This is a genomic window from Kiloniella litopenaei (assembly GCF_000982415.1).
Taxonomy (GTDB): domain Bacteria; phylum Pseudomonadota; class Alphaproteobacteria; order Kiloniellales; family Kiloniellaceae; genus Kiloniella; species Kiloniella litopenaei.
Genome location: NZ_LANI01000021.1, coordinates 1 through 13,842, shown reverse-complemented (window position 1 = coordinate 13,842; position 13,842 = coordinate 1). Strand labels below are relative to the sequence as shown.

The window sequence follows — 13,842 nt, the reverse complement described above, 5'->3', positions numbered from 1 at the left end:
CTAGACATTTATCGTCTTTTCAAGACGTATCCGTAAAACAGACCACCAATCAGAGGCGTCAAATAAATCGGTATCTGATAAAGAGCTAAAAAGGGTAATATCTCTTGTAAAAAAACAATCGGTATGACCGCTGCCACAAGCCCCAAGTTTCTATTTCCCGCGACCATCGCAAAGGATAAAACGCTTTCTACTTTTATCCCCCGGGAAGAAGAAAATCGTCCAACCATGCTTCGAACAAGAAGCCCAAGGACAGAAAACAAAAACTGCGCCCCAAAGTTAGAGACAACAGCAATAGCGAATAAAAACACCATATACACAGGGTCGTTTTCTATGGTGACTGATACACCAGCCATAGCCGTTGCCACAAACACCACCATGATAACAGTGCTTATACCATCTAGTTGAAGACCACTTCTTTTAATGCGTTCTCGCCCCAACATTTTGCGGACGATAACGGCAATCAAAAACGAGCTTCCCACTGTAATCAATAGCTTTTGAAATAGCGCCCATTGATCAAAGGCCATTTGATCCCCCAGCGTCATCCCAATAATAAAAGGTGCCGTCAAAGGTATAATCGCAGTGCCAGCCAAAGTAATATTGAACACCAACTCGCCATCAAGCTTCAAAAGGTAAGCAAGGTTTGGTGCCGACCCTAGCGGTGGCGCACAGGCCACCAGCACCAATGCAATATGTATTGTGGTGTCCAGTGAAAAATGGCGCGCGACCAAATCGACACCTAGCGGAAACACCAACATCAAGGCAACCAAGACAACCAGCAAAGCAATAGGGCTTTTCAAATGCCCCAAAACCCGTGACAGATCGACCCTGATCATCGCCACAGTTATTAGCCCGATGATAATTCCCCCCATATAGGGCAGAAGTACTTCGCTTACTTTAGAAGGTAAAAAAGCACAAAGGGGTAAACTCAGCGCGAGAATAACAGATGCTCTGTTTCCAATGCCTGCAAAGAGTGTCGATAGTACCCCCATATCCCTTTACCTTATAGAAATCTGGTACCTGCTTTCTATTGGGATGAAACAACCACTGGTTTTCGTTTTTTCCGCACAGACAGCCAGACACCAAAGCCAATCAATACGGCCCCGACCGCATGATACAACTCGGGCGTTTCCCCCAATAACAAAATAGCGAGTGACGCAGCAAAGACAGGCAAAAGGTGAATAAACTGTCCCGCCAAGCTGGCCCCGACATGCTTAACCCCTTCGTTCCAGCAGATGAAAGCAACAATAGAAACCGGCACACCAGCATAGAAAACAGCTAACAAATTGTTTGTTGTCATCTCGAGAGGGGCTGACTCTATCCACCCGGGTAAATAGAGTGCCGCAAGAGCCACTTCACCAATAAGCACGCTCAACAGTATGAAAGAAAAAGGCGAAGCGCCAGCTGGCTTCCATCGAAGTAAGAGAGAATATAACGACCAGCTCAATACTGCGCCCAGAACAAATAAATCACCACTGTTCAAAGACAGATTCATCAAATTCTCAGGGTGCCCCCGGACAAGAAGGGTCACAACCCCGCAAAAGGAAATCACGATACCGACGGCCTGTATCGACCGAATTCTATCCCCAAAAACCAAAAAAGACAGTCCAATGATTATTACCGGAATCATAGAGTTAAAAAGCGCGGCATTGGTCGCGGCAGTTGTCTGTAAGCCAAAATAAAGCAGCGTGTTAAAGCTGGCGACACTTAACAGCCCAAGAACAATCATCTTCCCCATAACAGGGCGATACAAATGCCAATCTTTCTTTAGAGAAAAAATTGTGAAGGGAAAAAGGCAGGCAAGCGCAAGTGTCCAACGCCAGAAAGAAAGTGTAAGCGGGGCTATTTCAGTAGAAACCGCGCGGCCAACAATAAAGTTTCCAGCCCATAGTAATTGCGCAGATACCAAGAACAGAACTGCCCAGCGTTGAGAAGACATACGAACCTCTTTTTCGGGCCTTAGCCTAAGCCCTGTTTCAGCCCCTTTTCGGGCGTTTTTTTGGATTTTGCCAACATCCGTTTATCAAACCATATGCAGGCCCTTGGAAGCTAAGGCATGGAATGAGCTTCGGCAAGACATGAATTAAACGGAACAATTTTTGGGCCTGACAGCTTTCAAAAACCAGACATCAAACTTGGCGGCAAGCCTTATCAATAGATTATAACAACCCAAATTCTATCAGTGTTCTATTGCTCGCGTCTTTGATATCTGATGGCGGATATCCCGCTTTGGCCATAACACGAAGACCATTATAAGCCACATTTAAACTCATTGCCCTTGAACGTAAAATCTTGTCTTCTTTATCTGATTGATCTGCAATATCCTCTAGAGCGCAATAAAATCCTTCAACCATCTTTTCCATCATTTGCTGACAGATTTTACTTATTTCCGTGTCATGAGGTGCTTGATCAACCGCCGTATTGCACAAAAAGCACCCACGGCGATCGTTGTCATTTTCAACAGCAAGAATAACCGTATCAAATAGCATTTGGATACGCATTGTTCCGTCAGGGATTTTGTTACTCTGTAGCAGCTCTACCCCCGGATCAACACAGCTTGTTTCATACTGCTTCAATGCAGCAATGAATAAACCCTTTTTATCACCAAAAGCTTTATAGAGGCTCCCCCTGGCTATTTTCATTGCGTTCAGCAAATCTGTAATACCAGTTCCTTCATACCCTTTTGTCCAGAATATCTGCAATGCACCATTCAGGGCATCATCAACATCGAACTCACGTGGTCGTGCCAAATTTTACGCTCCTTAATCCTAGATATCCATAACTCAAAAAGAATAGATCGATAGCATCTCAACACCCTGATCGATCTTGTGGAGGTAACGAAATCATCACGCCTTTGTGTTTTTAACCGATCAGTTCCCAATACTATGTTAATCAGGAAGCAGGATCAACACCCGTCAGGGCACCAGATACTCTTAATCATACTATTGAGCCGATCTGCCCAGACAAATGAGCAGGTCTTTCAGAAACCGTATAGCTCGTTTTATTGTGGAGACAAAAATGAACCGTTTATTCAAATTCTTGGCATTAACTTTCTTGGCCGCGACAACTTTTTCTATCACATCCGCACATGCAGGTGGCATCGTTTCAAAAGGAACATTTGAAGGAAGAAGCGACCATATCACCACGGGAAATGTCGAAATTAAAAAAGCAAGTGATGGCAGTTACACCGTTATTTTAGCGGACAATTTTTCGCTTGATGGCGCCCCAGATCCAAAGCTTGCCTTTGGTAAAGATGGCGTTGATAGAAGCACTATCTTTGCGCCACTTAAAAGCAAAACCGGGAAACAGGAATACAGCCTTCCGGCAGGCATCAATCCAGCAAACTTCAACGAAATTTATGTCTGGTGTGAAAAATTTGATGTCCCTTTGGGGGTCGCCAACCTGAAATAATCCCCTGAAAACTCAAGAGATTATTTTCTCTAGAACTGGTTGTCTCTCCCCCCGAGATACCCCGTTCCAGAAACGGCTAATCATTAAGTTGATTAGCCGTTTTCTATGTTATCCGGCTCTAAACCAAAACCTTAATTAAAAAGAAGATAGAGAAGCGTTGCCACCACAAACCAGCACACCAACTTTCTCATCTTTTTCTGGAACATAAGCGCCCGACAACAGTCCTGCCAAAGCCGTCGCACCACCAGGCTCAGCAATCTGGCGATAGTTATTCCACAGACAATCCTGGGCAGCTTTCACATCCGCATCATCGACAAGAACAGACTGATGGACATAGCTCTTGCTGGCTTCAAGGCCAAAGTCACCTATAGTACTTGCCCCCAAAGCATCCGCCGCCAAGCCGGAAACAGAAACACCCACCGGATACCCAGCTTTCAAAGCCGAATGTAGTGTCGCAGTTCCTGTTGTTTCCACAGCAATAATCTTTATCCTGCCACGATACCACGATGCCACCCCGCCGATTAAGCCACCGCCGCCAACGGCAACCAACAAACTATCGATCTCTGGCGCTTGTTCTTCTAGCTCAAGCCCCACGGTCCCTTGCCCTGCGACAATTTCCAGCTGATCATAGGCATGAAGTAGGTGAGCACCTGTTTCCCTTTGTCGCTCAAGACAAGCGGAAAATGCTTCTGAGAAGTTTTCCCCGACAACATTGATGCGGGCACCATACTGTTCCAGTTTGGCCAACTTTGCCGGAGAGACAATTTCCGGGACAAAAATTTCGGCACGAACACCCAGCTTACTTGCTGCATAGGCAACTGCGGCCCCGTGGTTTCCACCAGACGCCGCAATTACACCGGTCTCTGGAATATTACCCGACAAAAGAGCATTAAATCCACCCCGCGCCTTGAAAGAGCCAGAATGCTGCATTTGTTCAAATTTTAGTGTGATTGGTACATCATGAATAAGCTCACCCGCCGGAACTCTTAAAACAGGTGTACGACGAATATGCTCCCGGATTGAGTCGTAAGCATTCAAAATTGTTGATTGTGTTATATGTCCGGGCACAGTTACCACCAGAATTAATGAAAAAGATTTGGGATTTCTCAGAATAAAGGATAAAATTTCAACATGAAACATTATGATTAATGACTTGTTTTTCAAGTAGTAACAAGCATAACCAAGACCTGACACAAAGATTGCCTAAACATTTCCCCTATTGCACAGCAAAGAGGAAGGGACAGCACCTGTGTTTTTAACAATCTTCAGGATAAAGCGATCATGGGCATAAAAGAAATACGATTTGGCTCGTTTTTCTTATTGCCCCCTACTGTTCAAATCAACAACAGCTTTTGGGACTGCCCTAATTAGAGGGCGTACTTTCTATCGGACGATATCGCTCAAGAAGTTCCTGATACGCCTCGCTTTTCAGGACACTCGCCAATGCCAGGTTAAAACGATCAACAAAAGCGGGGGATACGGATTCTTTACTTAGCATAAAATGTGCAGGGTCTGAATTCAGCAAATGAGGCAAAGGTCGGATTGAATTCAATCAACGGGCCTCTATGGCGTGATGATACCCAACGTACAAATCTGCAATAACAATATCAACACGATCATTTAACAGCTGTTGAATACGGACCCCGGTCTCGGCGTTCAGTCTCAATACGCCAGCATCCAAAGCACGCTGTTTCTCTTTGCCATACTCAGGGCCATACCAACCACCCAGACCAGCCGCGAGACTAAGTTTGTTATCAATAGCGTCCTTTAAATCATAGTCTTTGTAGCGTTCATAATCCATTGATCGCACAAACATTGCCACGGTCTCATCCCGATAAGGGGCTGAAAAATGAGCATATTCTGACCGTTCCTCGGTAACGGATGCTGCGGGCATAATATCTATTTTACCTTGTTGTAAAAGTGCCTGAGCCCGTTTTGACGGCGACAAAACCAAACGATATTCACACCCCAATTCAGACATAATTGATTCTACAATATCAATATCCAAGCCCGTCGGCTGCTTACTTTCAGGTACATATTGATAAGGGATATAATTATTGGAATAAGCAATAGAGTATGTTTTATCACAATCATCCGCCAACGTGATTTGTGACCAACAGCATATAAACATGCTGACCGCAAAAATGGAACTTGTACGAGATTTCATCGCCAACCTCTTTCATCTTGATCTGCCAAACAGGCGGTTGAACCCTCTCACAAAACAGTATACCACAAACTTTAGCTGTTTTTTCTTTTTTACCAGATAAAGACTGTCCTTGGCTCTGCGGGAAATGACAATGACAAGAAAATCCCTACCCTTCAAAGACTATAGCTATCGAGCTGATCCCAAAGTTTCAGACTTTAACGATCAAAATCCAATCATTGTCTTTGATGGTGAATGTGCCTTGTGTTCGGCCTTCGTTCAATTTGTAATCAAGCACGACAAACAAAAAGAGTTTCAATTTTCAACGGGGCAATCCAATTTAGGTCAGGCACTCTTCCAGCACTATGGTTTGGATACTGTGAATTTTGAGACCAATCTTTTGATATCAAAAGGCCGAGCCTACGCCAAGATGTCTGCATTTTCACAAACCACATCTCTCCTGCCCTATCCGGCCAAGTTTCTCAGTTTAGCCAAATATATCCCCTCTCCGCTAGATACCTGGCTGTATGATATGATTGCACGAAACCGATACCGCTTATTCGGACGAACAGACCGCTGTCTGTTACCTGATGAAAATCTGAAAAAGCGCTTGATTGAATAGCTATAGAAAACAGCAATCTATAACGATTTCCCAATCACTCTGAAGAAGCCTAAAACGAAACAAGACTGTCCGGAGTTAAAAACCATACCATCACAGTAACCTTGTTACTTTTTTCGATATGCTGTCGTGCCTGAAAATACGAGCCTACCTTTTCAACATGTCGATAGCCCATTGGAACAGGGTACTTTCTGTGTCAGCCAGTTGAGCAACCACAGAAAGATGGTGGCAACCCTCAGTATTCATGCGATCAAGCTGTGTAAATTTATCACGCCACGCTTTCTCCAGATTATCAGATTGCTGGTGAAAACCACGACTTTCATCACCGCCAACCACAAGAAGAAAAGGGCAGATATTTTGGGGCTCCGCAAATAAAGGACTTAACGCCTTTGCTTCATCCAAATCCAGCCCCAGTTTGTTATTGATTGATGTTGGCACCAATTGTGTTAGATCAAAAAGGCCACTAATTGCAATTGCACTGTGTATGAATTTTGCACCAGCTGGCAGACCATATTTTGACCAATCTGTCGTCAACAACATCCCAACCAAATGTCCCCCTGCCGAATGTCCGCAAATTTGAATTTTGCGCTGGTCATAGCCATGCTTGTCAGCATGCTGCCATAGCCAGACGAATGCCTGCCTGATCTCTTCAGTAAGCTCTCTCAAAGTGACTGTCGGACAGAGGTCATAACCTAGCATCGCCACATTCACTCCGGTATCCACAAAGGCCTTGGCCAAAAAGTTGGTTTGACTTTTATCCCTTGCTTGCCAATAGCCGCCGTGAATAAAGACATGCAGTGGCGCCTCTTTATCTTCCGTCAGATAAAGATCCAATTTTGCCCGATCGCCCGTACCATAAGGAAGGTCCAACAGACCCGGAACAGCATTGCTGAAATCTGTCGCACGCTGTTCCCATTCAGCAAAAATATTCATATGGTCCGGTATCGCGGCACGGACGTTGTAAAGCTTTTCCAGTTCAGGATCTATCGTCATTGCCTAAACTCCCAAATAGCGGTGTTGCATCTCTTCATTTTCCAGGAGATCTTCTGAGGTTCCCGACCAGACAACCCGTCCCTTTTCCATGACATAATGTCGATCAGCAATCCGGGCCATGGCTTCCGGATGCTTATCAATCACAAGAATGGCCTGTCCCGATTTTTTCAGATTGTGTTCCAGCACATGCCAGATTTCATCGCGAATGATCGGCGCAAGCCCTTCGGTTGCTTCGTCGAGAATCATAAAGCTTGGGTTGGTCATCAAAGCGCGACCAATCGCCAACATCTGTTGCTCTCCGCCAGAAAGCGTTCGGGCGTATTGTTTGGCACGCTCTCTTAATCGAGGAAAAAGATCCATAACCATATCAACACACCACGGATCATCAACACCCGCATGATTGGCTGCTGTAGCCACAAGGTTTTCAAGCACGGTCAGGTTCGAGAAAACCTGACGCCCTTCGGGAACGTAGCCAATACCCAGCTGCGCGATGTTATGGCTTCGAAAATCCTGAATGGCCACACCACCGAAAGAAATCTCGCCCTTTTTTGCAGGCGTCAGCCCCATAATCGAACGAACAGTGGTGGTTTTTCCCATACCATTACGCCCCATCAGGGTTACAACCTCTCCGGCCTTGATCTCCAGATCAACACCGAACAGAACCTGGCTGGGGCCGTAGCTGGTTTCAACACCTGAAAGCCTTAAATCCCCCATTTAATAATCCCCCAGATAAGCACGCCGTACTTCGGGATGACCTTTGATTTCATCAGGCGTTCCCGTCACCAGCACCTGCCCCTTGACTAGAACGGTGATCATATCCGCAAGGGCAAAGACAACATCCATATCGTGCTCGACCAATAACATGGTTACATCCCCTTTCAAGGGACGTAAAAGTTCCATCATCCGCAGAGATTCAGATTGTCCCATCCCGGCCATTGGTTCATCCAGCAACAGCATCGAGGGCGCTGTCGCCAAAACCATTGCCAGTTCCAACTGCCTTTGCTGCCCGTGTGCCAGATCCATTACCGGACTATCGGCAAAATCAGAAAGGCCAACTCGTTCCAGTATTTTTCGCGAAGGCGTCCGCAGGCTGTGATCTCTGCGCGCATTCTCCCAAAAGCGGAAACTGTGACCTTGCTGGGACTGTATCGCCATTGCCACGTTATCTTCGGCGGTAAATTCCGGTAGCAAACTGGTTATTTGATACGACCGCTGCAATCCCGACCTTGCTCGTTTGTCCACGGACCAGCGGGTCACATCCTGCCCATCGAAACGGACACGCCCCGCGTCGGATTGCAGCTCTCCAGACAACTGTGCAATCGCCGTGGATTTACCCGCACCATTGGGACCAATTAAGCCGTGAATGGTGCCACGCTTCACCGAAAAGGTAAGGCCATCACTCGCGGCAATAGCCCCAAAACATTTCGTCAGGCTTATGACTTCGAGAATAGGATCAGCCATTGTCTGCCCCCTTTCCGACGAGCAGTCCGTAAAGCCCCTTGCGCGCAAAAAGGACAATCAGAACCAGCATCGGCCCCAGAAAAATCATCCAGTGTTCCGTTAACCCGGCCAACACTTCTTCCATCATCAACAGGGCGGCAGACCCAAGAACCGGACCAATCAAAGATCCCATTCCACCGAGAATAACCATGATCATGATCTCTCCGGAACGGGTCCAATGCATCAGGCCGGGACCAACAAACTCGGTATGGTTCGCCAACAAAGCACCTGCTAGTCCCGCGATCATGCCCGACAATACAAATGCCATAAGCTTATAACGATATACAGGGTACCCCAGCGCCTTCATTCTGACTTCGTTCTGCCGACATCCACGTAGAACCATGCCAAAGCGGCTTTTCACAATCCGCGAACAACACCACAGGCACAAAAGCAAAAGAAATAAACAGGTAAAATAAAAACTTTTGGCGTCATAAAGATCCAGCAGAGGAATTTCACTTCTCTCCCAGATATTAAGGCCGTCTTCACCGCCATAGGTCGGAATAGAGATCATGAAAAAATATAACATCTGGGCGAAAGCCAGCGTGATCATGATGAAATAAACACCTGATGTTCGCAGGCTCAAGGCCCCGATAATCAATGCCAGAAAACCACTGAGCAGCATTGCCAATGGCCATTGGATAAAAGCATGCGTTGTTCCCTGCCACTCCCCGGGCAAAAAGGCAATTGCGGTTCCTTCGTAGCTGTGATGCGTCAAGATGCCCACGACATAAGCGCCAAGTCCCAGAAAAGCACCATGGCCAAAGCTGACCATGCCACCATAACCAAGGATAAGATCCAGACTGACAGCAACCAACGCATAGATCAGAATGCGACTGGCGATATCAACCAGAAAAGGTTCATCGAACAGGTTGGCAAAAACCGGAACAGTCAAGAGGATGACAAGCCCGATCAAAGACACAATCTTTGCTCTTAAGCTGGCCTCTGAGCCTAAAATTTTGTTTAAAAACATATGACCCGCTAGCTCCCGTACGCCTGAAACAAACCGCGGGGCTTCCAAATCAGCACCACAGCCATCAACACATAAATAGCAACAGAAGACATAGAGGCAGCCACAGTATCAGCAGAGGCCGGATCAAGAATCTCTCGCATGATTGTTGGTAAAAAAGCCCGACCATAGGTATCGACCATTCCCACCAGCAGCGCACCAACCAAGGCACCACGAACAGAGCCAATGCCCCCAATAATAATAACCACAAAGGTAAGGATCAGGATTTTTTCACCCATCCCAACCTCAACGGCAAGCATTGGCCCGGCCAAGGCCCCGGCAAGCCCGGCAAGCATCGCCCCTAACCCGAAGACAATTGTGTAGAGCTGATCAATGTTCACCCCCAAGGCCCCAACCATTTCACGGTGTGTTGCCCCGGCCCGGATCAGCATTCCGACCCGAGTATGAATAATCAAATGCCGTAGAAGTAACGCGACAACAAGGCCCGCCCCGATAATAAACAGTCGATAGGATGGATAGGGAGCCCCCGGAATAAATTCCAAAGTCCCCGAAAGAAATTCCGGTGTGGATAAAAATAACGCCTGAGGACCCCAGAGGATTTTCACAAGCTCGTTAAAAAACAGAATCATACCAAAGGTTGCGAGGACCTGATCAAGATGATCACGGTTATACAATCTGCGTAATGCCGAGAATTCCAATAACATTCCGGTCAGGCCAGCAGCCACCAAAGCAGCCAGAATACCAAGGGCAAAGTTATCGCTTGCCTGGGTTACACTGGCCGCCACATAAGCCCCGATCATATAGAGAGACCCATGAGCCAGATTAATGAGGTGCATAATTCCAAAAACCAGCGTCAAGCCCGCCGCCATCAGGAAAAGCATAACCCCCTGTTGAAGCCCGTTTAATGACTGTTCCAAAAACAGTTCAATCGTTAACATAAATACATTCCAGATAATTGCCAGACACGGCCAGACATGACCAAGCCAGTTCCCCATATAGCATCAGGATCGATTGGCATTCTGAGTGCGTAAAACACTTTTCTCAGACGTCAACCGATCCTGTTGTTAAGGTCTTGTCATTAGGCTTGGACTATACTTATAGCTTACATTCTGTTGCGTAAGCATCCTGATGAGCGGTGAAGACTTTGCTCACAATCTTGTTAGTTACGGTGTCCCCGTCCTTGTGAACAATACGCACATAGATATCCTGTACCGGGTGCTGGTTTGATCCAAACTTGAAATTACCCCGTACGGACTCAAACTCTGCCTTGCGAAGGGCATTGCGGAACTTGTCATCATCTGAAAGATCCCCGCCAACAGAAGCAATCGCTGAATCAATCAAAAGCGCCGCATCATATCCCTGACTGGCATAGAGGGACGGGCTGCGTCCATAAGCTTCTTTGAATGCCTTTACAAAGGAAGCGTTCGCAGGATTATCAATGTCCTTGTTCCATTGCGATGTGTTGTAAACGCCAATCGCCGCGTCACCTACCGCCTTCAAAATACCTTCGTCAAACGAGAAGGCAGGGCCAAAAAGCGGCGTATCCGCACTAAGTCCAGCCTGTGAATACTGCTTCACAAAGTTAATGCCCATACCACCCGGCAAGAAGAAATAAACAGCATCCGGTTTCGCCGCGCGAAGGTTCGCCAGCTCTGCTGCGTAATCAACCTGGCCAAGTTTTGTATAAACTTCGCCAGCTACGTTACCTTTGTAAAACCGCTTAAATCCGGCAATCGCATCTTTACCAGCCGGATAGTTCGGGGCCATGAGATAAACATTTTTCAGGCCCTTATCGGTGACATATTGCCCGGCAGCCTCGTGCAGATTGTCATTTTGCCATGCGACATTGAAATAGTTTTCATGGCATTTTTTCCCTGCCAAAGCAGAGGGCCCTGCATTGGGGCTGATATAAAATTTGCCCGCACGGGTTACACTTGGGACAACCGCCATGGCAAGGTTTGACCAGACAATTCCAGTTACAATATCAACATCGTCTTGTTTGATCATCCGCGTTGCAATCTGCTTGGCGTTTTCAACCTTGCGGGCATCATCGACCTCGATAACCTGCGTTTCGACGCCCCCCAGCTTGCCGTCTTTCATTTTCAAGCCAAGCATGAAACCGTCACGAATATCAATGCCAAGGCTCGCACCGCCACCGGACAATGTTGTGATCATACCAATTTTAACAGGCTCCGCAGCTTGAATAGCTGGCGATGCAAAACTTGCACTTAACGCCATGGCACCAGCCATAAGCATTGGTAATAGATGTTTGTTTTTTTTCATTTTTCGCCCCTAAAATTTGCCCGTTAAAAACGAGCCAAGAAGTTGTCTCGCGATTTATGGCCCGAAGCCAACAGCCCGGCGCCTCCCTCTATTATTATGGCGGATACGGTAATCGAAGGGGTAGGAACAGGCAACTTTTTATCGTCAAAAACACGGCATCCAGTGACTTGAATGTCTTTTTGCACCATTAAACTAATGCCTGAATGCACAATGCGATTACAATCAATGCATAGGCGCCATGCAAAAGATATCGTCGGATCGGGCTTGACCCAAAGAGACCCTTCCTATATTCAAGCGTCACTTCGCGAGAGAGCTTGGGTTTCGGCACATGTTTTTTCGCTGTGATGGGGTTGCATAATAGCCCCGCCTAGATCGATAGCGCTTATCCTTGTGTTGGACATTGATGTCTCCAAAAGTGCGGCGAAGAGCTAGATTGATCCAGGTATAGCCTTCACCATGCTTTTAAAGGAACTTTCCTGCATGACTCAGTTTTCCGAGCTCAATCTGATTGAGCCGCTTCAACGTGCTATCGACGCACAAGGTTTCACCACGCCTACTGCTATTCAATCAAAGACTATTCCTGCCCTCATGGAAGGCAGAGATGTTATTGGTCTTTCCCAAACAGGTGGTGGTAAAACAGCTGCCTTCGTTCTTCCGCTATTACAGCGTCTGTATGAACGAAAAGAGCGCTATGTTGCCAACCATCCACAAGCCCTCATTCTTGCCCCAACCCGTGAAATCGCCATGCAGATCGGTCACGTTCTTCGCGGCCTGTCCAAGTTTTTGCCGATCCGTTACACAACGGTTACGGGTGGTGCACCAATGTTCCCACAGTTCCGCGATCTTAATCGCGGCGTGCACATTCTTGTGGCAACACCGGGCCGTTTGCTCGACCATGTAAAACGTGGATCTGTTAAATTTGATCACACAACAACGCTTATTCTTGATGAAGCTGATCGCATGCTCGACCTTGGCTTCTCAGATGAAGTGATTGAAATCGCAAACAGTCTGCCAACTGAACACCAGACTGTTCTGTTCTCTGCGACAATGCCGAAATCTGTTGATCGTCTGATCACAAAGCTTTTGAAAGATCCGGTGCGCATCGAAACAGCTAAAGAATCAACAACAGCTGCGAACGTTACACAGCGTGCATTTTATGTTCACGGTGGCCAGAAACAGGCTCTTCTCGGCCATATTCTGGATAAACATCCGGGTGAGCGCGTTCTGGTTTTCATGCAGACCAAAGCAGAGTGTGATCGCTGGTCCGACGCCCTTCGCGAAGATGGACGTCGCGTTGATGCCATTCACGGCGACAAGCAACAGCGCATAAGAACAAAAGTACTGAACAAGTTCCGTCGCGGTGATATCGACGTTCTGGTCGCAACCGATGTTGCGGCACGTGGTATTGACGTGCAAGGCATCAAGGTTGTTGTCAATATCGACCTACCGACCGACCCGGAAAACTACGTACACCGTATTGGTCGTACTGGCCGTGCTGAAGCCACAGGTGATGCCTATTCATTCTGTTCGCCAAAAGAAATTGGTACGCTGAAACGTATTGAAAAATCCATCCGTCAAGATATCACCGTTGAAAAGGATCACCCTTTCCACGTTGAAATCAGCAAACGCGATGCAAATTCCCAACGCCCGAACAATCGTCGCGGCCGGAACTTTGGCAAACCCGGTGGCAATCGGGGGCGCGGTGGCCCCGGGCGAAGCGGTCCTGGACGTGGTCGTTCCGCAGGTAACGGAAATGGTGGCTTTGGTAATCGTCAGGCTCAAAATGCAAATGGCGAGAACAGATCTCAGAAAAGATTCACCAAGCGTCAAGCCGCTTGATACCAGAGCAAACATCAATAACGTTTCTAACAAACGCAAAAGGCTGCCCATCGGGCAGCCTTCAGACCGTTGACAAACCCCGTCGATTTT

15 protein-coding genes are annotated in these 13,842 nt (G+C 47.1%); 3 read left to right on the top strand and 12 right to left on the bottom strand.

The genetic code is table 11. The annotated features are described in order from the left end of the window. Nucleotides 1-8: 8 nt before the first annotated feature. The 3 genes from WH95_RS14210 to WH95_RS20685 form a co-directional block, all read right to left on the bottom strand. On the bottom strand, nucleotides 9-989 hold the full coding sequence (locus tag WH95_RS14210) for a hypothetical protein (RefSeq protein ID WP_046508426.1): 981 nt from the start codon (nucleotides 987-989) through the stop codon (nucleotides 9-11). 35 nt (nucleotides 990-1,024) lie between these two features. Then, a complete protein-coding gene (locus WH95_RS14205; protein ID WP_046508424.1) occupies nucleotides 1,025-1,936 on the bottom strand; it encodes a DMT family transporter in 912 nt (303 codons plus the stop codon). A 220-nt stretch (nucleotides 1,937-2,156) separates the two neighbouring features. After that, nucleotides 2,157-2,747, bottom strand: a complete 591-nt coding sequence (locus WH95_RS20685) for a TetR/AcrR family transcriptional regulator (RefSeq protein ID WP_052742043.1) — start codon at nucleotides 2,745-2,747, stop codon at nucleotides 2,157-2,159. A gap of 268 nt (nucleotides 2,748-3,015) precedes the next feature. Here WH95_RS20685 and WH95_RS14195 point away from each other — a divergent pair, with 268 nt between their 5' ends. After that, entirely contained in the window at nucleotides 3,016-3,408 is a 393-nt protein-coding gene (locus WH95_RS14195; RefSeq protein ID WP_052742042.1) for a DM13 domain-containing protein, read from the top strand. Nucleotides 3,409-3,543: 135 nt separating this feature from the next. Here WH95_RS14195 and WH95_RS14190 read toward each other — a convergent pair whose 3' ends face one another. From WH95_RS14190 to WH95_RS20680, 3 genes are all read right to left on the bottom strand, one after another. After that, entirely contained in the window at nucleotides 3,544-4,476 is a 933-nt protein-coding gene (locus WH95_RS14190; protein WP_046508565.1) for a threonine/serine dehydratase, read from the bottom strand. 295 nt (nucleotides 4,477-4,771) lie between these two features. Then, nucleotides 4,772-4,906 (bottom strand): hypothetical protein, encoded by a 135-nt coding sequence (locus WH95_RS21805; protein ID WP_281174838.1) that lies wholly within the window; start codon nucleotides 4,904-4,906, stop codon nucleotides 4,772-4,774. 54 nt (nucleotides 4,907-4,960) lie between these two features. Further along, nucleotides 4,961-5,575, bottom strand: a complete 615-nt coding sequence (locus WH95_RS20680) for a substrate-binding periplasmic protein (protein WP_052742041.1) — start codon at nucleotides 5,573-5,575, stop codon at nucleotides 4,961-4,963. Between the two features lie 130 nt (nucleotides 5,576-5,705). On the opposite strand from WH95_RS20680, the gene WH95_RS14180 reads away from it, so the two are divergent. Beyond that, nucleotides 5,706-6,173, top strand: a complete 468-nt coding sequence (locus tag WH95_RS14180) for a thiol-disulfide oxidoreductase DCC family protein (protein WP_046508422.1) — start codon at nucleotides 5,706-5,708, stop codon at nucleotides 6,171-6,173. Between the two features lie 144 nt (nucleotides 6,174-6,317). On the opposite strand, the gene WH95_RS14175 is transcribed toward WH95_RS14180, so the two are convergent. The 6 genes from WH95_RS14175 to WH95_RS14150 all read right to left on the bottom strand — a co-directional run bounded on the left by WH95_RS14175 (nucleotide 6,318) and on the right by WH95_RS14150 (nucleotide 11,913). Continuing rightward, nucleotides 6,318-7,163, bottom strand: a complete 846-nt coding sequence (locus WH95_RS14175; protein ID WP_046508420.1) for an alpha/beta hydrolase — start codon at nucleotides 7,161-7,163, stop codon at nucleotides 6,318-6,320. Between the two features lie 3 nt (nucleotides 7,164-7,166). After that, nucleotides 7,167-7,877, bottom strand: a complete 711-nt coding sequence (locus WH95_RS14170) for an ABC transporter ATP-binding protein (RefSeq protein ID WP_046508417.1) — start codon at nucleotides 7,875-7,877, stop codon at nucleotides 7,167-7,169. Continuing rightward, a complete protein-coding gene (locus tag WH95_RS14165) occupies nucleotides 7,878-8,624 on the bottom strand; it encodes an ABC transporter ATP-binding protein (RefSeq protein WP_046508415.1) in 747 nt (248 codons plus the stop codon). Then, a complete protein-coding gene (locus WH95_RS14160) occupies nucleotides 8,617-9,633 on the bottom strand; it encodes a branched-chain amino acid ABC transporter permease (protein WP_046508413.1) in 1,017 nt (338 codons plus the stop codon). Before WH95_RS14160 ends, WH95_RS14165 begins: the two co-directional genes overlap by 8 nt. 8 nt (nucleotides 9,634-9,641) lie before the next feature. Next, nucleotides 9,642-10,568 carry a branched-chain amino acid ABC transporter permease gene (locus WH95_RS14155; RefSeq protein ID WP_204247796.1) on the bottom strand — a complete coding sequence of 309 codons (927 nt, stop codon included), beginning with the start codon at nucleotides 10,566-10,568 and terminating at the stop codon, nucleotides 9,642-9,644. Nucleotides 10,569-10,725: 157 nt separating this feature from the next. Further along, nucleotides 10,726-11,913, bottom strand: a complete 1,188-nt coding sequence (locus WH95_RS14150) for an ABC transporter substrate-binding protein (RefSeq protein ID WP_204247795.1) — start codon at nucleotides 11,911-11,913, stop codon at nucleotides 10,726-10,728. Nucleotides 11,914-12,393: 480 nt separating this feature from the next. Between WH95_RS14150 and WH95_RS14145 the strand changes: the two genes are divergently transcribed. Beyond that, entirely contained in the window at nucleotides 12,394-13,752 is a 1,359-nt protein-coding gene (locus WH95_RS14145; protein WP_046508411.1) for a DEAD/DEAH box helicase, read from the top strand. Nucleotides 13,753-13,842: the final 90 nt, after the last annotated feature.

What these genes read in the sequence shown, in the direction of transcription:
- WH95_RS14195 (WP_052742042.1), top strand. Translation starts at nt 3,016, where the DNA reads ATGAACCGTTTATTCAAATTCTTGGCATTAACTTTCTTGGCCGCGACA.
- WH95_RS14160 (WP_046508413.1), bottom strand. Translation starts at nt 9,633, where the DNA reads ATGTTTTTAAACAAAATTTTAGGCTCAGAGGCCAGCTTAAGAGCAAAG.
- WH95_RS21805 (WP_281174838.1), bottom strand. Translation starts at nt 4,906, where the DNA reads ATGCTAAGTAAAGAATCCGTATCCCCCGCTTTTGTTGATCGTTTTAAC.
- WH95_RS14175 (WP_046508420.1), bottom strand. Translation starts at nt 7,163, where the DNA reads ATGACGATAGATCCTGAACTGGAAAAGCTTTACAACGTCCGTGCCGCG.
- WH95_RS14155 (WP_204247796.1), bottom strand. Translation starts at nt 10,568, where the DNA reads ATGTTAACGATTGAACTGTTTTTGGAACAGTCATTAAACGGGCTTCAA.
- WH95_RS20680 (WP_052742041.1), bottom strand. Translation starts at nt 5,575, where the DNA reads ATGAAATCTCGTACAAGTTCCATTTTTGCGGTCAGCATGTTTATATGC.
- WH95_RS14165 (WP_046508415.1), bottom strand. Translation starts at nt 8,624, where the DNA reads ATGGCTGATCCTATTCTCGAAGTCATAAGCCTGACGAAATGTTTTGGG.
- WH95_RS14180 (WP_046508422.1), top strand. Translation starts at nt 5,706, where the DNA reads ATGACAAGAAAATCCCTACCCTTCAAAGACTATAGCTATCGAGCTGAT.
- WH95_RS14145 (WP_046508411.1), top strand. Translation starts at nt 12,394, where the DNA reads ATGACTCAGTTTTCCGAGCTCAATCTGATTGAGCCGCTTCAACGTGCT.
- WH95_RS14210 (WP_046508426.1), bottom strand. Translation starts at nt 989, where the DNA reads ATGGGGGTACTATCGACACTCTTTGCAGGCATTGGAAACAGAGCATCT.
- WH95_RS14150 (WP_204247795.1), bottom strand. Translation starts at nt 11,913, where the DNA reads ATGAAAAAAAACAAACATCTATTACCAATGCTTATGGCTGGTGCCATG.
- WH95_RS14205 (WP_046508424.1), bottom strand. Translation starts at nt 1,936, where the DNA reads ATGTCTTCTCAACGCTGGGCAGTTCTGTTCTTGGTATCTGCGCAATTA.
- WH95_RS14170 (WP_046508417.1), bottom strand. Translation starts at nt 7,877, where the DNA reads ATGGGGGATTTAAGGCTTTCAGGTGTTGAAACCAGCTACGGCCCCAGC.